Raw genomic sequence first — 21959 nt, 5'->3', positions numbered from 1 at the left:
AACGGAAATATAATGCTGGAAAATCTCTTACACGCACCTTGGGTTGAACTTATTGTTGTTGTGATTGCAGGATTTTTAATAGGTCTTGAGATCAAAGCCCATAGGATACATACTGAATCTCATCGAGAGATAGGCAGTGTAAGAACTTTCGCATTTATATCACTTATAGGCTACATCTTTGCAAAGATGAATCTATACCTCTATATGGTAGGTTATGTAGCAATACTTACCCATCTCTCCCTCTTTTACTTTTTTAAACTCAAAAGTAACCGTAGCGGGATGATACTATTTCTTCTTTCCACTCTTGTTTACAGTTTCGGTATAGTAGTTGTCAACTTTAATATCTGGTTCTTACTTATTATTTTTGTTGCTGTTGTCTTTATCTCAAATCTAGATAAAAATCTGCAACACTTTTATACTATTTTCGATGAAAGAGAGATAGAAACTTTTGCAAAACTACTCCTTTTAAGCGGTGTAATCTTACCCTTGCTTCCACAAGAGCAAATATCTGAAATAATTCCTATCTCATACTTTAAAGTGTGGTTGGCAGTGGTTATCGTTTCTCTATTCTCTTATGTGGGGTATGTGCTAAAAAAATATATCTTTAACGACAAAGGCTACCTTGTAACAGGGATACTCGGAGGGATCTATTCAAGTACAGCGACAACATTAGTACTGGCAAAAAAAGCATCTTCAAATGCTACACCATATCTTTTTGCATCATCAATCGTAGTTGCAACTACTTTAATGTACTTAAGACTTTTAGGGATTGCATTTGCGTTTAATACAGAGGTTGCATACAAACTTCTTATTCCCTTTATAATTCTTACTATCATAAGTGGTATTATTGTACTGGTGTTGTATAATAAGTCTAAGTATGAAAAAGCAGATACCTTAGGGGAAAATGAAGATAAAAACCCTCTTGAACTCGGTACTGCATTTTTATTTGCATTTTTATTTATTGTAATGGCGATACTTACCCATTTTGTACTAAACCAGTATGGAGATTTAGGACTAAACATCTTGTCATTTATTGTCGGTTTTACAGACATTGACCCTTTTGTTTTATCACTTCTCTCTTCTAAATTCGGTGTAAGTATAGAGAGTGTTGCAACAGCCATTTTAATTGCGACGGGAAGTAACAATATTTTAAAAGCACTCTATGCATATATCTTTTCAAAGAACAAAGCGGGTATGCTCAGCGGTGCTTTTCTTTTAGTATTAGGGATCTTGACTATAACAGCCGGGTTTATAGCTTAAAAATAAAATTTTAAAAAGGATAAAAATTATGAAAATAGAATTAGTAAAAGATACAAAATGCGATGTTAGCGTTTCATTTATAACAAAAGATGAAATTGCTAAACATCCTTATAAAAAGACACTTAAAAAAGCTGCTTTTGAAGCTGCTCAAGACACTACTTGTTTTTTATACGGTAAAGATCTACTTACAGTTGGGATTGAAGATAACAGTAACGACAATATCAGAACTGCTGCTGCCAGTGCTATTAAAGCGCTTAAAGCTTCTAATGCCAAATCTGCTTCTTTCGATGTAAACAAAGAAACAATTAAAGCTGTTATTGAAGGTCTTATTTTAGGCGGTTATGAGTTTAACAGATATAAATCAGAGCAAAAAAAATCTACACTTAAAAGAATCGATCTGAAATGTGATGATATCAAAGCGTTAATGAAAGATTTTGAAGAGGCGGTGATCGTAGCTGAAGCGACTTGTTTTACACGTGATATTGTAAATACTATCCCTGAAGATATCCATCCTGAGACTTTAGCAAAACTTGCACGTAACCTTGCAAAAGAGAATGAACTAGAGTGCAATATCCTAGGAGAAAAAGGGCTTAAAAAAGAGAAATGTGGAGCTATGCTTGCAGTTGGTCGTGCATCTCGTCATGAATCACAACTTATCCACCTTGCTTATAAACCGAAGAAAAAACCTAAAAAAGTAGTAACACTTGTAGGGAAAGGTTTAACATACGATTCAGGTGGACTAAGTTTAAAACCTGGTACATCTATGGTAACTATGAAAATGGATAAAGCGGGGGCTTGTGCAGTTCTTGGTATTATCAAAGCTATCAGTGAGCTAAAACTAGATGTAGAGGTACACGCTTTTGTAGGTGCAGTTGAAAATATGATCGGCGGTGATGCGTATAAACCTGATGATGTTTTAGTGAGTAGAAGCGGTAAAACGATTGAAGTACGTAATACTGATGCAGAGGGTCGTTTAGTTCTTGTTGACGTTTTAGATTATGCTCAAGAGAAGGTAAAAGCAGACTACATCTTTGACTTTGCAACACTAACGGGTGCTTGTATGGTAGCTCTTGGTCAATACACTACTGGTGTAATGGGTAACTCACATGCACTTAAACACGCTTTTTATGATGCTGCAAACAATTCAGGGGAGTTAATCGGTTCTCTTCCGTTTAACAAACATCTCAAGAAACAACTCAAAAGCGAAATCGCAGATATCTGTAACATCTCAAACAAACCATACGGTGGTGCGATCACGGCCGGACTTTTCCTAGATAACTTCATTAAAGAGGAAAACAAAGATAAATGGCTTCACTTTGACATTGCAGGAAGTGCTTATACTGAATCTCCTTGGGACGTAAATACATACGGCGGAACAGGTGCAGGTGTAAGGATGATGAGCGAGTTTATCAAATCACTTTCATAGTGTAAGATACTCCCGTTAAAAAAGGGAAAAAGAACTTTTTACAAGGGCTAGGATGAAGCGTTTTTTACAAGGATTTAGTGCAGGTGGTGCTGTTGCAACTTTAGCAGGGCTTATCGGCCTAGGTGGGGCAGAATTCCGCCTCCCTATCCTTAAAGGTCTTTTTCAACTAGATACCTTAAAAGCTGTTATCTTAAATAAAGCAACATCCCTTGTAGTTGTCTTTTTTGCATTGTTTTTTCGATCGTACGAAGTCCCTTTAGAACAAATATGGGAATATAAAACTATCATCATTAATCTTTTAGCAGGCTCTTTAGTAGGTGCTTGGATCGCCGCCGGTTATGCTATGAAAATTGATGAGAAGATACTTGATCGCATCATTTTTATTATACTCTTATTGCTTGCTGCTGTACTTCTGTTTGAACATTGGTTTTTAAGTGACCAGCAAGAGGCTTTGTTTCATTCAATATTTTTAGAGATATTAGCGGGTATATTTGCAGGATTTATCATAGGTATCGTTGCTTCACTTCTTGGTGTTGCAGGTGGAGAGCTGCTTATCCCCACTATTGTAATCCTTTACGGTATCGACGTAAAACTTGCCGGAAGTTTATCTTTAGCCATTAGTCTTCCAACAATGATAGTCGGTTTTATACGCTACAGTAAAAGTCAAGCTTTTGTTATACTCAAAGAGGAGAAAAAACTATTTCTCTCTCTATCTATCGGCTCTATTGTCGGGGCTGCCATTGGTTCCGCATTACTCGGTTTCATAGCAAGTGATATACTGATCGTATTGTTAGCGCTTATTTTAATTCTTTCTGCGTATAAAATTTTTCATCACCAGAACCATCAATAATACTGTTTGCATGCTCCACTGCACGCGGGAAGGTTTTGTGCATATTTATCTCCCCTATCATCTCTACAACATTATGTTTTGATAGGTCTTTAAACACTTCATCATTTGTTCCGGAAGTTATAATTACAGTACCATTTTCTCGCAACATCCCAATAGCTTCTTTAAAGTTGTGTAGTGCCGTTGCATCTATAAAACTTACATACCTCATGCGGATAATTAAAACACTGCAGGCGATACCGCTCTCTTGTATCTGCTGCGCATACTGTTTTGCAGAAGCAAAAAAAAGCGGGCCCCCTATCTCATACACTGATACACAGGCCGGCAGCTTTTCATAATTGTCTATATCATCTATATCATCACTCTTTTCAAAAGAGTTCCCATCAACCCTTGCCATCCTTTTCATAAAAAGAAGTGAAGAGAGTACAATCCCAACTTCAATAGCAACAGTCAGGTCTATAACAACCGTCAAAATAAAGGTAGAAAGTAAAACGATATAATCGTAATATGAACCTTTTAGTATGGAGATAAACGCTTTATACTCACTCATATTAAAAGAGACTACGATCAGTATCCCGGCAAGTGTAGCCATAGGAATAAGCTTTGCAAAATCGATAAAAAAGAGCATTATAAACAGAAGCACAACTGCATGTGTTATTCCTGCTATCGGTGTACGTCCACCGTTTTTTACATTTGTTGCCGTTCTTGCGATCGCTCCCGTTGCAGCAATCCCGCCGAAAAAAGGTGTCACAATGTTTGCTACACCCTGAGCAATTAGTTCAGTGTTTGATCTGTGTTTCGTCCCTATCATACCGTCGGCCACAACTGCCGAGAGTAATGACTCCACACCGCCTAAAAGTGCGATAATAAATGCAGGAACAATGTAAGTACTCAAACTACTCCATTCAAAGTGCGGTAAAGAGAACTCTATCTTGCCGTTTATTTCACCGAAAAAAGTCTCAATCGTAGTGACCGGAAGATCAAAAAAAACCACAACAAAAGTAAGCACTACGATAGCTATAAAAGAACCCGGTATCTTTGTCGTAATATGTCTTGCATAGATAGTAATAAGTATGGTAGCTAACGTGATTGCTAGTGCATAGATATTGATAGTCTCCAGACTCTGAAAGTAGAGTGTCCATTTCTCAAAAAAGTCTGATGGAAGATTTTGAATATCTAATCCCAGAGCATCTTTAATCTGTGTAGAGAAAATAACAACGGCTATACCGCTTGTAAAACCGACAATTAAAGGTTGCGGAAAGTAGCGTAATAGCCCGCCAAACTGTAAAAGTCCGAAAAGGATCAATATAATACCGGCCATTATAGTTGAGATCAACAGACCGTCAAAGCCATACTCCTGAACTATTGCATAGAGTATAACAATAAACGCTCCCGTAGGACCGCCGATCTGTACCCTGCTTCCACCTAGAAAAGAGATAATAAATCCGGCAACTACTGCCGTAATAATCCCTTTTTCAGGAGAAACACCTGATGCTACAGCAAAAGCTATGGCAAGCGGTAAGGCTACAATACCTACAATAATACCCGCCATGATATCTGCAAAGATCTGCTCTTTTGATATACCCTGCTTTAAAAGTGTGAAGAGTTTTGGTGCGAAAAGGTTTGACACTATAGAGTTCCCTTAAAAAATATAAGTGGAATTATATAGTATCTTAGATAATTTTAAAATATTAAAAGTGATTATTTTTTAACATCTCTGTCTAAGTGGGTTTCAACAGATTTAATTTTTGTTGTAAGACGATCGTCACTGTTATGACGAATATCAAACTTTAACGAACTATATACACGCTCACAATCTTTTACCTGCTCATATGCAAGCTCAATTACATCCAAAGCTTCACGCATTGTTTGAGTCTCTACAATCGTCCCCATAGGTGTCAATTTATAAGTCACCCCGCTTTTATCTATAGCATCTATAATTTTTGCAACTTGTTTTGAAACTGATGAACCTTCACGACAGTTATCACTTGTCGGGAACATTGCAAACTCTAAAAGTACGCTCATATTTTTCCTTCTATTTTAAATTTTGTCACTATATCTAAAGAAAAATAAATATTTTTTCAAAAAAAGAGACTACTAATCTTTTTTAATTGTAGGGACACAAGTTTCTCTATTATTAAGCAAATCTATAAACGCTTCACCGTTAACCGCTTTTGAACAATAATATCCTTGAAAAAATTCACAATCTTTTTCTGCTAAAAAGAGAGCTTGCTCATATGTTTCCACACCCTCTGCAACTACCTCAAGATTAAATCTTTTTGCAATATTTAAGATAGTTTCAATTAACTCATCATCCTCTGCATCTATATTTATATCTTTTACAAAAGATTTATCGATTTTCAATGTTGTAAAAGGCAATTGCTTTAAGTATGACAATGAGGAGTAACCTGTACCAAAGTCATCAATAGAGAGCTTTATTCCTAAAGTGCGCAGCTCCTCCATTTTCTCTTTTGCTATTTTTACATCATCTATAACAATAGACTCAACAATTTCAAGTTCTACATTCTCGGGAGCGATCATACTGCTATCTATTAATTTCTTAATGTTTGCAATAAAATCTCCCCTGTTAAATTGACGTACACTTATATTTATTGCAATTTTTTGTAACGACTCTGAACCTTTAGATTCTTTTTTCCATCTTACAAACTGTTCAAAGGCTTTTTTCATTACAAAATCTCCAATTTGTACGATCAAACCGCTCTCCTCTGCCACAGGAATGAACTCTTCTGGAGAAACAGAACCAAACTCGTTTGAGTTCCATCTGAGCAGTGCTTCTGCACCAATAATTTCTCCACTTTTAAACTCTACAATAGGTTGAAAATAAACTTGAAGTTCATCGTTATATAAACTGTCTCTCAGACCGTTTTCAAGTTCCAGTCTTCGCTTGATCCAAAGGTCCATCTGTTGTTGATAAAAACGGCTCACGCCTCTTCCATCTTTTTTTGCCTGATACATCGCTATATCTGCATGTTTTAAAATATCATCTGCATTATCATTTTCGGAATTTGCTAAAGTGATCCCTATACTTGTAGAGATATTAAGGGAATGTCCTTCTACTACAATAGGTTTTATCAAGCTCTCATATACTTTTTTAGAAACATGTTCAGCTTTATTTGCAGCAGTTTTTTGTTCTAATGACAAATCCGGTAACAAGACAACAAATTCATCACCACCTAACCTTGCTACAATATCTTCATCACGTATAATTGATCTTAACCTATGTGCTATCTCAATTAACAATTTATCGCCAATGGCATGTCCAAGAGAATCGTTAATATTTTTAAAATGGTCAAGGTCTAAAAAAAGTACTGCAAAAATAATTCGATGACGTTTATAACGGATAATTTCATGTTCTATTTGTTCGATGAGTGTCAAACGGTTTGGAATATCTGTTAAGATATCATACTTCGCTTGTCTCTCTATCTTTCTTTGATCATGCATCTTTTCTGTAACATCATTTACAATCCCTACAGCCCCAATAACTTTGCCGGAATTATCGCGCACAGGAGATGTCTGCATATTTATAAACACATCTTTGTTGGCAAATTTTGTAATATACTTTCCATCGTATGTACCATTCTTATTTTTAATGGCATCTTTAAGTGCAGGTACAATTCTTTGGTCCGGAATAGTATGCAGATCTAGCCCGATTAATAACTCTCTTGGTGCCTCTAAAAAATCTACAAGTTTTTGATTAACCTCTCTGATGATCAAGTTTTTATCGTAGAATACAAAGCCAACCGGTGCACCTTGGAAAATGATTTCAAAACGTTCTTTAGATACACTAAACTTTTCTTTTTCATGCTCATACATCATGCTGACTTTAAAGATCTCTTTATAGTTTTGGTGAAATTTATTCCCTATTATCATTAAAAGCCCTAAGTATAAACTGACCAGAAATGCCATTGCCGTATGTAATTGAGTTTGCTGTAAAAAAAGTACTATAATCAGTGGCAGTAAAAACATAACCAAGAAGACATGAAGTGTTCTAGTGAGAGAGGAAAGAGAACTTATTGCACCTGCACTAAGCCCTGCATATACAATTATGATAGCAGCCTGAACCATATAATTGTCTTTTATAAAAAATAAAAATGGAACAACAATCCATATGAGTGTTGATATAATGAGTGTCTCTACAAAACGTTTTTTCCACTTTTTTATTGAGTATTTTTGCGGAGTAGATTGATAACGTTTTGCCATAATAAATCTATATAAAGAAATGGCTAAAACAAATTCAAACCAAAGCCCAAGGTATACACCATTGACATAGGGGAAGAGAATAAAACTAAGTACTGCAGCGTTTATGACATTTGCCAAAGAAGAAAATTTCAATTGCTTATAAGCGATATCAACTAATTGAGTATAAAACATTTGCGAAAAATTTAGCATTCTATCCTCCCTCTCTTCATGATGACTTTAGATGAAGCACTATATGTATTGTACCCTATTTAAATTTTTCTATAACCTCTTCTAATAAAATTGTACAAAAAATGTGTAATTATTTAGTCAAATTCACTAAAACGTATTTCAACCCCTAGTTCACCCCAGTATTCCGTAGTATCTGCATCGCCTCTGCCTTCTAGTTCAGGTTGGATTCCAAAAAGCATTTTATACTTGAAAGTATCACTATAGTCATAACTTAGTCCATACTCCTGACTTAAGGAAGGGACATCTATATCATATTGTGTTCCCGAGTAAAAATTTGTAAATATATTATAGTTGTCAATCATATTGGCTTCTACAAATACACCCCAATGCAAACGATTGATATCCTTGTCATCTTTTACTTGAACATAACGATGCCCTAATTGTGCTTCAAAGGCTACACGCTCATTAAAAAGTGTCATAGGAAACATTGCAATTGCCAGATACGCTCTATTTGGAGAACTTAAAAAATTATGCCCAGTTGGGAAAACACCTCCAGCCATCACTGAAAATCCCGGTACTCCATCCTTTGTAGACTCTATAAAATTATATTTTGGATAAAGTGCTAAATCTTTTGCCGTTGATTTTTTTTCACCGGTGCTCTCCTCTGTCTGCATACCTAATGCACTTGCCGTAACCAGAGAAAACTTTTTAGTCCACTCCAGTTCCATAATCAGTCCCTGCATTACAACATCAAACTCTGCACCGTTTGAATACTCCGACCAAGTATCTACTGTTATTTTTTCCATTGCTAAAAGGTTTGAAGTTGTCAAAAGAGCTACTACTCCGACAACTATTCGATCTAACATTTTTTTCATCCGTTATCCATTTTATTTTTAAGCGAAATTCTAACAAATGAAAACAAAGCTAAGCTTAAACTTCTATTTTAACGAAAGCGTGCTATTAGTTCCTCTACTAAAATAGGACGTGAGAAAAGGTAACCCTGACCAATATCACATTTGATAGATTCTAAAAACTGTTCTTGAGAACCTGTTTCTATCCCTTCAGCTACAATAGAATAATTTAATTTTTTTGAAAGTGCTACAATTGCCTCTATAATTGCATTATCTGAACTATTTTCACCTATATCATCAACAAACGATTTATCTATCTTGATTGTATCGATCGGAAGTTGTTTCAGGTAAGACATAGAGGAGTACCCCGTACCAAAATCATCTATAGATATTTTAAATCCGTAATCTCTAAAACTTTGTAATGTTTTTATATTCTTATCCGTATTTTCCATTAAAAAACGCTCAGTGATCTCTATCTCAATCTCTGAAGCTTCCAGTTCATGTCTTTTAACAATAGAGATTAGAGCTTCAAGAAGGTTCGGTTCTTTAAATTGAATACTAGAAACATTAATAGCTATTCTTTGTAACTCTAAACCGGAAGCTTTCATCTGTTTGAATGCTTTACACGACTCTTCAAAAATAAAATATCCAAGTTCAATGATAAAACCGTTATCTTCAGCAATTGGTATAAACTTATCAGGAGCTACAAAACCCAGTGTATCATTTTCCCATCGTACCAATGTCTCTACAGATACAATCTTTTTTGTCTCTAAATTATACTGCGGTTGAAATACAACATAGATCTCATTTTTTTCCAGAGCACTATGCAATGCAATATCAATATTAAGTCTCTCCTCCGTTTCTAAAGAGAGCTCTGATGTATAAAAACGGAAACTATTTTTACCACTCTCTTTTGCAAGGTACATAGCAGTATCTGCATATTTTATTAAAGTTTTAGTATCACTTCCATTATCAGGGAACATAGATATACCTATACTTGCAGTGATATTAAAATTATGATACCCAATATGGATCGGCTCTTTAATACTGTCAATAATTTTTCTAGCAACCGTTGCAATTAAAGTATCCGATGGCACATCCTGAAGGATAACGACAAACTCATCGCCGCCCCATCTTGAGACATAGTCACTTTCTCTTAAAATATGTTTCAATCTTTTTGTAACACTAATAAGTACTTCATCCCCGATATCATGTCCTAATGTATCGTTAATGATCTTAAACCTGTCAAGGTCTATAAATAAAATTGCCAACTTTTTATCTTGTCTTTTAACTACGGCTAATGTTTGTGTCAAGTACTCTTCAAAACTAACTCTGTTATACAGACCTGTCAATGGATCGTGGTATGCCAAATACTCCGCTTTTGCTTCTGAATTTTCTATAGCTCTTAAATCTGTCTGAACAGAAGTATAGTTACTGATCTTTCCTGTTTTATCTCTAATAGCCTTTATAGTGACCCATACAGGTATCTCTTCTCCGCTTTTTGTCTTATTGATAATTTTTCCGCGAAAAAAGTCGTTGTGAAGAATCTTGTCCCACATATGCAGGTAATAGTTTTTATCTTGAGCACCAGAGTGTAAAATACTAAGATTAGTTCCTTTTACATCATCTATCGTATATCCATAGATATCAGTAAAAGCCTTATTTACAGATACTACATTGGCATTTTCATCTGCAATAATAATAACCTCTTCGGTATTTTCAAAAACACTTGCAGCTTGTTGTAGTCGCATATTTTGTTCTATATATTCAGTGATATCAAGTTTTATAGCAAGATAGTTAATCAACTTATCATTTGAGAATATTGGAATAATAGAAGCTCTTTCGTAAAAGAGGCTGCCATCTTTTTTCTGGTTGATAAGTTCACCTTCCCAACTTTTTCCATTTGCCAGTCGTTTTTTCATATCTACATAAACTTGTTCATCTTGTTTATTCGATTTTAAAATGCGAGGATTTTCTCCAATAACCTCATCACTACAATAACCGGTCGTTTTTTCAAAAACTTCATTTACAAAAACTATGTTTTTATCAGGATCTGTCATCACGATAGCATTATCACTATGTTGTACCGCATAATTAAATGCCAATAACTCTTTTTTTGTTTTTAACGAGCGCATATAGAAAAAGATAAGTGCTACTAAAATAATAACTGTAGAGATAAAAAAGAATGTTGCGATTACTTGCTGTTCCACAAGGTAATAACTATACTTTTCATCAAGGTTTGTTTCTAGTTCTTTTAAAAGTGAACCAAGCTTATTGGCTCTAATATCGCTGGAAATATTTCTGTATGAAGTAAGTGTATCAAGTAATACCGTAGATTGATTATAAAAATTTGTTACTAAAATTATCTTCTTTTTATCAAGCGGTTGTTGAACTTTTGCAAGTTTACTTGAAACATACGACTTATCTATATAGTCACTCTTAGTAAACTGAAACAGGTAAAAGAGTGCTTCATTAACTATACTTTTAGTATCGCTTGAGATCTCTTTTGAGTCAGAGATACTTCTTTGAAGATCAAAAAGAAAATGTGAACCGCTTATTAAAGCTGAGTTTAGTGATTTGAAATACTCAATATCATCCTCTTTTTTTTCAAAATCTGCTTGAATAATTACTAACTTTTGAGCTAAAACTTTATCGTCTGGATAATCTACTTCTATATTGTTTTTTAACTCAATAAGCAGCTTGCTGAACTTCTCAAGTTCTGCATTTACCAGATTGTAGTTACTTAGTTCACTTGAACTTAATGAAAAATCATCAAACCCCTTATTTAAAAGTTGCATATCTATAAGTTTATTATGGTTTGTATGGTAATTTTCCACACTTTGTTCTATCTTATAAAGATAATAGAATACCAATGAAAGTAAAAAGATAAAGAGCGTTAATAATACGCTTACTGAATCTATGTTGTTTGTCTTTTTCATCTACGGCTCTATATCTTGTGGAAGTTCACCGTTTAAAGATTTTAAAAACGCAACAATTTTATCTATCTCCTCCTGGGTGATTTTACGGCCTAGCTGATACTTTGCCATTAGAAGAACTGCTCTTCTTAAATCATCTGTACGGCCATCGTGAAAATAAGGTGCCGTTTTTTCGATATTTCTAAGAGAAGGCACTTTAAAATAATACTTATCACGTTCTCTATGTGTGATATTGTAGCGCCCTAAATCAGAGCTGTTACTATCACTAAAAATACCAAATTTATTATAAGTGTTACCACCAATATTAACCCCGTGATGACATGCTATACACCCTTTTGCTTTAAAGATTTCATAACCATCTTTTTGCTTTTGGGTCAGCGCAGTTTGATCCCCTTTGAGATAACGATCAAATGGAGAATTTGGAGTGATTAATGTTTTTTCAAATTCAGCTATTGCATCAGCAATATTCTCTTTTGTAATCCCATCTTCATAAATTGCATCAAACTTTGCTTTATAGTTGGTTTGATTAAGCTCAGGAATTAAAGCTTCAAAATTGTGTCCCATCTCTATAGGATTTTCAACAGGACCCATTGCTTGTTCCTTTAAAGTTTTTGCCCTTCCGTCCCAAAACTGACGAAAATTAAAAACTGCATTATAAACTGTAGGTGCATTTATTGAACCTTGTGCACCGTTAATCCCTGTAGAGACAACTAAGTTATCATCACCACCGCTAAATAATTGATGACAGTTAGCACAGCTAACCGTATTGTTTTTAGAGAGTTTTGTTTCAAAAAACAACTCTTTGCCTAATGTCGCTTTTTCCTGATTAACATCTAAAGAAGTAGGTATTGGAGTAATTAGTTCTGCTGAAAATAGAAATTCTGAAACTAATAATGTGTATAATATAAGCTTATTCATAAACGGATTATATCAATTTTTGTTTAATTACAAGCTTATTAAGTGTTTAAATTCCAGCTTGCACCTCTATCTCTGCAACATTTTGTCGTGTTTTAATCACGCTGTCAGGATTTAGACTTATTGAGTCAATTCCAAGTTTCACTAAGTATTCTGCCATTTCCGGATAATCTGAAGGGGCTTGACCACATATACCACTATGGCGATTGTTTCTCTTTGCACCCTCTACGGCCATCTCGATCATCTTCAGTACACCTTCGTCTCTCTCATCATAATCAAAAGCGACAATTTCAGAATCACGATCAACTCCTAAAGTAAGTTGTGTTAAATCATTACTCCCTATGCTAAAGCCGTCAAAGCTTTTACTAAAGCCGTCTATACTTATCACATTATTAGGGATCTCACACATTACATAGATCTCAAGTCCATTCTCACCGCGCTTAAGTCCATACTTCTCCATTGTAGCTATTACTCTCTCACCCTCTTCTACTCGTCTGCAAAAAGGGATCATAAGAATCACATTTGTAAAGCCCATCTCATCACGCACGCGCTTCATCGCCTTACACTCTAAAGCAAATCCCTCTTCGTATGCAGGATGGGAATATCTTGCCGCACCACGGAAACCTATCATAGGGTTTGCATCTAAAGGCTCAAAAAATTGTCCCCCTAGAAGGTCTGCATACTCATTTGTTTTAAAGTCACTCATACGCACTACACAAGGTTTAGGGTATACACTCGAAGCAATTGTCGCAACCCCTTCACTTAAGTGACGGATAAAGAACTCTTGCCCATCTTCATCACCCTTGATTTTCTCAATCGCTTCTGTTGTAGTAGTATCAAGCTTTTCTGGATGGATAAGTGCCATAGGATGTATTTTAATAGCCTGGTTAATAATAAACTCCATTCTAGCTAGCCCTATCCCGTCTACCGGTAATGCAGAGAGTGAAAATGCGAGATCGGGATTACCCAGATTCATCATAATTTTTGTTTTTGTATCTTTAACGTCACTCAGATCACTCTCTTCAACCTCAAAATCAAGTAGCCCTTTATAGACAAAGCCAACTTCACCCTCTGCACAACTTACCGTCACCAAATCTCCATCTTGAAGTACCTCGGTAGCATTGTCACACCCTACAACAGCAGGGATACCAAGCTCACGTGAGATAATAGCAGCATGACATGTTCGCCCCCCTCTGTTTGTTACAATGGCAGAAGCTATCTTCATAACAGGTTCCCAGTCAGGTGTAGTGGTCTCAGCTACAAGAACATCCCCTGCTTCAAACGTTGTCAGTTCAGAGAGCTCTTTTACACGTCTCACTTTTCCGGAGGCTATCTTTCTTCCAACCGCACTACCGCTTACCAGTAACTCCCCGCTCTCTTTTAGTTTATAACTCTCATATGTAAGTTTATTGTGATGTGATTCTACTGTTTCAGGGCGGGCCTGTACTATATAAATTGCACCGTCGTCCCCATCTTTCGCCCACTCTATATCCATAGGCTTTTTATATCCCGCTTTGGCAGAGTAATGTTCCTCGATCTTAATAGCATAATCGGTAAGCTGTAATATATCTTCATCACTCACACAATAGCGTTTACGATCCTCCTGTGGTACATCAACATTCTCGGAGTGTCTATTCATCTTAATTTTCTTGCTTCCGAGGGTTCTTTGTAAAACAGCTCGAAAACCTTTTTGATATGTAGGTTTATGCACATAGAAGTTATCGGGATCGACACTCCCTTGCACCACATTCTCCCCTAGTCCGTATGCACCGTTGATCAGTACCACATCTTCAAAACCGCTCTCTGTATCTATACTAAACATTACACCGCTGGCAGATATATCACTGCGAACCATTTTCATAACCGTTACACTCAGATATACCTTTAAATACTCAAAGCCGTTATCGTACTTATAGTGGATCGATCTGTCTGTAAAGTTTGATGCTATACACTGTTTGTATGCATTTAGGAGTTCTTCATCATTTGAAATATTTAAAAAAGTTTCGTTTTGTCCTGCAAAAGAGGCTTCGGGTGAGTCTTCGGCCGTAGCAGAGGAACGCACAGCTAATGTTATAGAGGTGTCGTACCTTTGTTGAAGTGTTTTATACCCTTGAAGTATCTCGGCTTGAAGCTCATCGGGTATAGAAGCGTTTAGAATTAACTCCCGACATATTTTTGCCCGCTCTTGGAGTTGGGCTACATTATCAGGCTCTAGAGTGTCAAGCTGTTCATGAAGCTTGTCCAATAAAGCGTTTGCATCTAAAAAATAGTTATAGGCATCAACTGTAATAGCAAAACCATACGGAATTTTCACTCCGCTGTTTGAGAGGTTCTGATACATCTCTCCCAGTGAGGCATTTTTCCCGCCTACACTATCTACATCATCGATCCCTATCTGATCAAAATACTTAATATACTGCATAACAAGTCACTCCTATACACGGAAATAGTGACCTATTATACTACGAATTTAATAAGAGTTACTTACATATGCAAGTGAGCTTGGATACTCTCTATCTTTACAGGTAAGTTCGGCATATCGATCGACATCCTCTTTTTTGAGGGTTTGAGCCGTTGTAAAATCTCTTTGACCGTAAAACTCCTGATCGACAAAACCAAGTCCTATCAGTTTTTTTACGATCGCATCAGCCATAGTAAGAATAGAGGATGCTTTTACGATCTCACATCTTGCATATCTCTCCCCCTCAAAGGAAACTTCAGAAGCTCTAAGGTCTGCATCATCTCCGGGTATCTGTTGCGCACCGTAAAGAGGTTTTGAAGCCACCTTTGCATCTTTAAACGCAGGAATATACTGTGCTAAGTGTTCAATAGCCGCTTGTGTACGACTCTGTGTTACTGAAAAGCACCACCCCTGATCGATCTTTTTAATAAACTTTTCATCAAGTTTCGGCTGGGCACTTAAAGCGTTACTGCGAACTAAACCGTCATCAAAGAGTGTAATATCTTTTGTCATGCCGTGTAGTTGAAAATAGCCGTCAGGATATGGAGTAAACTGAGCCATCCCCTGAGGTGTTCCGCGCTTTCCGTGAAAAATAACCTCAGGCCACAGAGTATCGTACTTATTGCATTTTGTTACATATGCTGCTTTAAACTCAACAAGTCGATCACGCTTAATTCCAAGCATATCATCGATCTCCCCACTTCTAAATCCTGCGGCATTGATGAGGTAGTCAAAATCCTCTTTAAGCACTTCATCAGCGTGTTTATAAGTGATTTTAAAAGATTCTTCATATTTCTTAATATCAATAACTTCTGTCTCAGTTTTCAGATCTACATTCTCCTGCTTTTGTAAACCTAGTGTTACGCTTGACGAGATACGAAAAACATTTAGACCATATTCTTGAACCATGATAAGGGGATACTTTACTTTCTCAAGCTCTATGTTTTTTGCAACGGGGATCATCCACTCATCTAAAGTATGAGGATTTTGTACACTCTCTTTCTCTTTAAGTAGGAGCATCTCCTCTTTTGAAAAACATTTAAAATACTCTTCACTTTTTCCAAGTACTTCATTTTGAGGATCAAGCTCTATTAGATGCTGATACTCAGCCTGTAGCATCTTTAATCGTGGGAAAAGTTCACTAGGTTCTGATTCATCAGTGGTAGGTGTTGCTATTACCGTCGGGCGAAAGTCGATCGCATAAGGATAAAATCGCAATAGTTCGATCGATTGTTGCAAAAGCATTTTACACTGATTGTCATCTATCTCTCGGTAAAGATTCCCTCCTGCATGCAAGTGACACATAGGGGGACCACTTACAAGAGACTTCTCTTTATCAAAAAGTGTAATGCTAAGACCCGTTTTTGCCAAATAAAGGGCAACAGAAGCTCCTGCTATCCCACCCCCTACAATCGCTATCTTTTTTGTTCTATCCATTACACTTCCAAGTGTTTGATAATATCTGCAAAATTTTCGATAATAATACTCGGCTGATGTACTGAAATATCCTCACCATAGTTATACCCGTAACTAACAGCAATACTATGCATATTCGCATTATTTGCAGCAATAATATCGTTTTTAGAATCCCCTACCATTACACACTCTTTCTCATTACATTCAAAGTGGTTCATTGCATGCAATAACGGTTCCGCTGAGGGTTTTTTACTAGCAAGTGAATCAGCTCCGAGTAATAACTCAAAATACTCTTCAATCCCCAATGCTTCTAAGATTGGCAATATAAACTTATAAGGCTTATTTGTTACTATCGCCATCTTATACCCTCTTTGTTTGAGATCTTCTAGCGTCTCTTTTACACCTTCATAGAGATAAGTATGTTCACAAAGTTTCTCTTCATAGCTTTCAAGAAAAATAGGTAAACCCTGCTCGTAGAGATTTTTATTAACCTCCTCTTCTTGGAAATCTTTTTTCCCAGTCAAAGCTCGTTTTACAAGTGTTTGGGCACCGTTGCCTACCCACTCCCTAATCTCATCTATACTATATAGTTTTTTATTTAATTTTTTCAACATAAAGTTTACTGAAGCTGCAAGGTCAGGGACACTATCAATGAGTGTTCCATCAAAATCAAATATTATAAGTTTCTTCTCACTAAATTTCAAAATATACCTTATCTAATTTTTGATGCAATTCTAGCATGTATAATTTTAGCTTTTCTTAGATATAATTCCACAAAAAGTTTTTTAAAGGTAAGATATGGGATTAGCAATAGGCTTAGTAGGACTTCCAAACGTAGGTAAATCAACAACATTCAACGCTTTAACAAAAGCACAAAACGCAGAAGCGGCAAACTATCCGTTTTGTACAATTGAACCAAACAAAGCAGTTGTACCTGTACCTGACAAAAGATTGGCAGAACTGGCAAAAATTGTTAATCCTGAGAGAATCCAGCACTCAACTCTAGATTTCGTAGATATCGCAGGCCTTGTAAAAGGTGCATCTCAGGGTGAGGGTCTTGGGAATAAATTCCTTTCAAACATCCGTGAGACAGAAGTGATCTTACAAATTGTGAGATGTTTTGAAGATGAAAACATTGTTCACAACGAAGGAAGCATCGATCCGCTTCGTGATGTTGAGATCATTGAAGGTGAGCTAATACTCGCTGATATCGAAGTTCTTTCAAACAGAATCGATAGACTTAAAAAGCAGGCAAAAGCAGACAAGTCAGCTCAAGGTTTAGTTGATGTAGCAAATGAGCTTTTAGACTACCTTGGTGAAGGGAACCTAGCTCGTAACTTTGAAAAAGCAGACTCTGATGAGTATAAACAACTTGCACGTGAACTTCGTTTCTTAACTGACAAAGAGATCATGTACGGTGCAAACACTGATGAAGATGGTCTTTTAGAAGATAATGAGTATGTAACTGCACTAAAAGCTCATGCTGAGAAAAATAACTGTGAACTTATCAAACTATGTGCAAAAGTTGAAGAGGAACTCATCGGTCTCGAAGAAGAGGAAGCAAAAGAGTTCTTAGATGAGCTTGGTGTAACAGAATCGGGTCTTGATCAGATCATCCATAAAGGTTTTGACAAACTTGGACTTATGAGCTACTTTACAGCAGGTGTAAAAGAGGTTCGTTCTTGGACTATCCGTAAAAACTCAACAGCTCCGCGTGCAGCTGCAGCAATCCATAACGACTTTGAAAAAGGTTTTATCCGTGCCGAAGTTATCAGCTATGAAGACTTTATCGCTTGCGGTGGTGAAGCAGGTGCTAAAGAAGCAGGAAAAATGAGACTAGAGGGGAAAGAGTACATCGTTCAAGACGGCGATATTATGCACTTCAGATTTAACGTATAGCCTTTTTTAATAAAGGCTTACGTAGTAAAATCCCACTACACATACTTCGTCCTAACAATTAAACGGATCTACTCCAAAATCAAATAGATGTAATTCTAAACGTATCGGTTTAAAATGGAATACTTTTCCATTAATCATCATTGAAGGCAGTAATATATCAATATATTTTGGTTGCTCCTCCCCTATAGTTCCTTCAATATCAAGTTTAACTTCATCCTTCATACTTTGTATTAATGCATTTAATGGCGTTATATTTTCATTAGTACAATAAAGAGTCATAGGATCAATTTCTGTTGAATATTTTAATCTATTGTTTAAATCAACTATTTGAACTGTATTTGTTTTAAACTGCCATGGCATATTTGTCACAGCTTTAACATTGGTATGGAGATAAAACTGGTTGACTCCCCCTTGTTGATTCCAAACAACTCTACCTGTCAAATGAAACTCATTCGTAATATATTCAAAACTATTGTTTGCAGTTGTAAGTCCATATTTACATATCTTCTCAGAATTAGTTTTCAAACATTCATTATATCTCTCAAGCCTTTTATTCTGAAACTCTTCACTCAAATAATAAAAAAATGACCCACCAGAGAAACCTCTCATTGTAATAGAAGGGATTTCTTTTACCATATTATTTAGGATAATTGATGGAAGTTGTAACTCAATAACATCCGGATGTTCTTTAACATTCTTTTTTTCAGATATTGAAAAACTAACATTTACATTAGAAAGAACTTTATTATCAATTTCATGAGTTTCAACATGGGGACAAAAATTTCCAAACTGATAAGCAGATAGTGGTTTTGAACGTAAGAAAGTACTTATTCCCATCTTTTTTTGTTGAGTCTCTTTAGAGCCATTTGGAAATATAATTGTTAGTTCATCAGAAATGAATTGAATATTTGTGTTAGATGGAATTTTAAATGCAATTTTGAATCCACAATCATCTTTATTATATTGTTTTCTAGTTTTTACATTTACTTTTATGCCGTTTGGTATTTCAAAATTAATTCCAGAAGGTGGACCTGCATATCCATGACAATAAGCTGCGACTGATTGTGTTGAATTGTCATCATACGATGGCTTATAGTATGTATTATAAATTGTTGGAACACATCCACCAAAAAGGAATGTTGTTAAAATAATTACTATATATTTCATAATATTTTACCGCCTACTATGACACATTCTATACTAAAATACTTAATAAGTTACTTCTAAAACATTATAAAGTCTATTTGGAGGACCAAATATATCTTCCATTTGTTCAAATGTTAACGGCGTGGTATATAAAGATTTTCCATCAATTTTACCGATGCGTGGTCTAAAATTTTTTCCTCCACAAATGGTACAAATTCCTAAATAATCTACTTTTCCATCTTCATCAAAAGAAATATATATTCCATTTCCTTCAAAAGCTTGTTTTTTCATCGCTTCTTCTTTCCACTTTTTAGGCCACTGTTTAGGTGGTTGAAACTTTGGAAGATGCAAAGAAGTATTTTCTATCGTTAGTTCATTTAATTTAAAAGAACCTGTACCGGGTAATAGTTCAATTTCAAATTGTGGCAATCGATATTCTGGAAATTTTTTAAGATCTATCACAAACATATAATACAAAACTGTCTCATTACCATCTTCAGACTTCATTCCATATGCAACAAGAGGTTCTTTTACAAATTTTGTTAAGTTTGTACTACAACCATTAATAAAAATCATCAAAATTATCGAATAAAGAATTTTCAACATTACATATTATATACAAAATAAATCTAATTTTAAACTTTTCTAAGAAGATGCGTTGTATGATTTACAGATGGAAATAGCCGATACTACTCTGTTTTACTCAGCATTTTTTCTCACTTTATTAGCTGGTTTATCGACCGGAATCGGTGCTACCTTAGCTTTTTTTTCACACACAAACAACCATAAGTTTCTCTCTGTCGGAATGGGATTCTCAGCAGGTGTAATGATATATGTATCTTTCGGTGAGATACTTATAAAAGCGCAAAATAACTTTTCGACAATATACGGAGAGATTCAGGGTGAAGCATTAACTCTTCTTGCTTTTTTTGGCGGCTTTGCTCTTTCTGCTTTAATCGATTATCTAGTTCCAGACGATGTCAACCCGCATGAATTAAAAAGTGATACAGAGCTTAAAGAACTGCAACAATACGACAATAGATTTCAAAAACAGGCTTTAAAACGTACAGGTATCTTTACGGCTCTGGCAATTGGAATTCATAATTTTCCTGAAGGGTTTGCAACTTTTGTTTCCGCTTTGGACGGGTTGATGCTGGGGATTCCGATCGCACTTGCAATTGCTATTCATAATATTCCTGAGGGTATGGCAGTTTCGCTGCCTATCTACCATGCAACAGGTGATAAGAAAAAAGCTTTTTACTATGCACTTTTCAGCGGTATTGCTGAACCTGTAGGCGCGCTGCTTGGATTTTTCTTACTCCTGCCGCTTATGGGGGACATAACTTTGGGAGTAACATTTGGAATTGTTGCGGGGATTATGATCTATATATCGTTTGATGAACTCTTGCCGGCAGCAAGATTGTACGGAAATGCACATACAACCATTATAGGAATCGCCCTTGGAATGGGCGTAATCTCTTTTAGCTTGTTACTTTTTAAAGTAATCTTGTAAGGGGAGAACTATATTTTAGCTATAGTTTGCCCGTATCTTACATGTTCTCCTGCTTTAACACCTATCTCTTTAAAAAGATCTTTTTCAGAAAGTATTACGATCGTAGAACCCATTTCAAAACATCCAAAATCACTTGCTTTATCTAGGTACATATCGTTAAACTCATACACTCTTGGTTTTAAGTCTATCGTTGCATTTGTTTGGATAGCCGGTTCAAAGTTTACTTTCATAACACCAACATTTAAAGCACTTACAAGCACCATGTAAAACTTTTTACCATTTGTTGTTTCGCATAAAAGTACTACCCTCTCGTTCTCTATAAAAAGGTTCAAACGCTTTTTCAATGACGGCATATTTACAGGGTAAAATTTTCCAGGGATATGTACAGCCTTTAAAATCTTTAAATTTGTCGGTATATGGTAACGATGGTAATCTTTTGGTGAAAGATAAAAGTTTATGAAATCTCCATCATCCACTATCGCTTTTTCTTCATCACTAAACTCTGAACCTAAAAGCTCACTCGCTTTATAACGCATTCCCTTAATCTGAAGTGCATATTCGTTTTCAATTTTTCCACATTCAGAGATGAAAGAATCACACGGTGATATAAAATCATCCGCATCAAGTGAATACTCTCTATCTTCTCTGAGTGTTCTTGTAAAAAGTGCATTTAAACTTTTGTATGTTTCGGGTGCATGAAACTCACCCATATCAAGTCCCATCAGTTTTACGTATGAATTATTAACTATTTTTTGAAACCAATGTGGAAACTCTTTACCGGCGAATTTACCGAAATTTTGTGAAATTAAACTTGTTATATGTCTTTTTTCCATTTTACCCTCTATTTAATTAGTGAAATTGTATTTAATTATCGATGAAAAGTCTATTAACTTTTACAAC

The 21959-nt window shown here is 35.7% G+C and carries 17 protein-coding genes; 5 read left to right on the top strand and 12 right to left on the bottom strand.

Annotated features, from left to right (window positions below; genetic code table 11):
- Window positions 1-12 precede the first annotated feature (12 nt).
- The 3 genes from FJR03_RS05490 to FJR03_RS05480 are packed head-to-tail and all read left to right on the top strand — an operon-like array spanning window position 13 to window position 3536.
- Window positions 13-1260 (top strand): MgtC/SapB family protein, encoded by a 1248-nt coding sequence (locus FJR03_RS05490; protein WP_193114641.1) that lies wholly within the window; start codon window positions 13-15, stop codon window positions 1258-1260.
- Between the two features lie 28 nt (window positions 1261-1288).
- Window positions 1289-2686: a leucyl aminopeptidase gene (locus FJR03_RS05485; protein ID WP_193114640.1), complete on the top strand. Its 1398-nt coding sequence runs from the start codon at window positions 1289-1291 to the stop codon at window positions 2684-2686.
- A gap of 52 nt (window positions 2687-2738) precedes the next feature.
- On the top strand, window positions 2739-3536 hold the full coding sequence (locus FJR03_RS05480) for a sulfite exporter TauE/SafE family protein (RefSeq protein WP_193114639.1): 798 nt from the start codon (window positions 2739-2741) through the stop codon (window positions 3534-3536).
- Here FJR03_RS05480 and FJR03_RS05475 read toward each other — a convergent pair.
- The 9 genes from FJR03_RS05475 to FJR03_RS05435 form a co-directional block, all read right to left on the bottom strand.
- Window positions 3484-5163, bottom strand: a complete 1680-nt coding sequence (locus FJR03_RS05475) for a SulP family inorganic anion transporter (protein WP_193114638.1) — start codon at window positions 5161-5163, stop codon at window positions 3484-3486. The genes FJR03_RS05480 and FJR03_RS05475 overlap by 53 nt on opposite strands.
- Window positions 5164-5234: 71 nt before the next feature.
- Window positions 5235-5558 carry an MTH1187 family thiamine-binding protein gene (locus tag FJR03_RS05470; protein WP_193114637.1) on the bottom strand — a complete coding sequence of 108 codons (324 nt, stop codon included), beginning with the start codon at window positions 5556-5558 and terminating at the stop codon, window positions 5235-5237.
- Window positions 5559-5630: 72 nt separating this feature from the next.
- Window positions 5631-7943: a sensor domain-containing protein gene (locus FJR03_RS05465; RefSeq protein WP_193114636.1), complete on the bottom strand. Its 2313-nt coding sequence runs from the start codon at window positions 7941-7943 to the stop codon at window positions 5631-5633.
- Between the two features lie 113 nt (window positions 7944-8056).
- Window positions 8057-8797, bottom strand: coding sequence for a transporter (locus FJR03_RS05460; protein WP_193114635.1), 741 nt, complete (start codon window positions 8795-8797; stop codon window positions 8057-8059).
- A 68-nt stretch (window positions 8798-8865) separates the two neighbouring features.
- Window positions 8866-11712 (bottom strand): EAL domain-containing protein, encoded by a 2847-nt coding sequence (locus tag FJR03_RS05455; RefSeq protein WP_193114634.1) that lies wholly within the window; start codon window positions 11710-11712, stop codon window positions 8866-8868.
- Window positions 11713-12627 carry a cytochrome-c peroxidase gene (locus FJR03_RS05450; protein ID WP_193114633.1) on the bottom strand — a complete coding sequence of 305 codons (915 nt, stop codon included), beginning with the start codon at window positions 12625-12627 and terminating at the stop codon, window positions 11713-11715. It abuts the gene before it with no gap.
- Between the two features lie 46 nt (window positions 12628-12673).
- Window positions 12674-15046, bottom strand: a complete 2373-nt coding sequence (ppsA, locus tag FJR03_RS05445; protein ID WP_193114632.1) for a phosphoenolpyruvate synthase — start codon at window positions 15044-15046, stop codon at window positions 12674-12676.
- A gap of 48 nt (window positions 15047-15094) precedes the next feature.
- Window positions 15095-16522 carry an FAD-dependent oxidoreductase gene (locus FJR03_RS05440; RefSeq protein WP_193114631.1) on the bottom strand — a complete coding sequence of 476 codons (1428 nt, stop codon included), beginning with the start codon at window positions 16520-16522 and terminating at the stop codon, window positions 15095-15097.
- Window positions 16522-17205, bottom strand: coding sequence for a phosphoglycolate phosphatase (locus FJR03_RS05435; protein ID WP_193114630.1), 684 nt, complete (start codon window positions 17203-17205; stop codon window positions 16522-16524). Before FJR03_RS05435 ends, FJR03_RS05440 begins: the two co-directional genes overlap by 1 nt.
- A 94-nt stretch (window positions 17206-17299) precedes the next feature.
- On the opposite strand from FJR03_RS05435, the gene ychF reads away from it, so the two are divergent.
- Window positions 17300-18400: a redox-regulated ATPase YchF gene (ychF, locus tag FJR03_RS05430; RefSeq protein WP_193114629.1), complete on the top strand. Its 1101-nt coding sequence runs from the start codon at window positions 17300-17302 to the stop codon at window positions 18398-18400.
- Window positions 18401-18451: 51 nt separating this feature from the next.
- On the opposite strand, the gene FJR03_RS05425 is transcribed toward ychF, so the two are convergent.
- The gene (locus FJR03_RS05425) at window positions 18452-19567 is read right to left on the bottom strand and encodes a hypothetical protein (protein ID WP_193114628.1); all 1116 of its coding nucleotides are present in this window, start codon (window positions 19565-19567) and stop codon (window positions 18452-18454) included.
- 42 nt (window positions 19568-19609) lie between these two features.
- The gene (locus FJR03_RS05420; RefSeq protein WP_193114627.1) at window positions 19610-20152 is read right to left on the bottom strand and encodes a hypothetical protein; all 543 of its coding nucleotides are present in this window, start codon (window positions 20150-20152) and stop codon (window positions 19610-19612) included.
- A 67-nt stretch (window positions 20153-20219) separates the two neighbouring features.
- Here FJR03_RS05420 and zupT point away from each other — a divergent pair, with 67 nt between their 5' ends.
- Window positions 20220-21059 carry a zinc transporter ZupT gene (gene zupT / locus FJR03_RS05415; RefSeq protein ID WP_193114626.1) on the top strand — a complete coding sequence of 280 codons (840 nt, stop codon included), beginning with the start codon at window positions 20220-20222 and terminating at the stop codon, window positions 21057-21059.
- Between the two features lie 8 nt (window positions 21060-21067).
- Here zupT and FJR03_RS05410 read toward each other — a convergent pair whose 3' ends face one another.
- Window positions 21068-21892 (bottom strand): phosphatidylserine decarboxylase, encoded by an 825-nt coding sequence (locus tag FJR03_RS05410; protein WP_193114625.1) that lies wholly within the window; start codon window positions 21890-21892, stop codon window positions 21068-21070.
- Between the last annotated feature and the right edge of the window lie 67 nt (window positions 21893-21959).

The sequence above is a fragment of the Sulfurimonas marina genome (assembly GCF_014905095.1).
Classification (GTDB): Bacteria; Campylobacterota; Campylobacteria; order Campylobacterales; family Sulfurimonadaceae; genus Sulfurimonas; species Sulfurimonas marina.
Note: the sequence above shows the minus strand (reverse complement) of the source record. Positions and strands in the feature narration are given on the sequence as shown.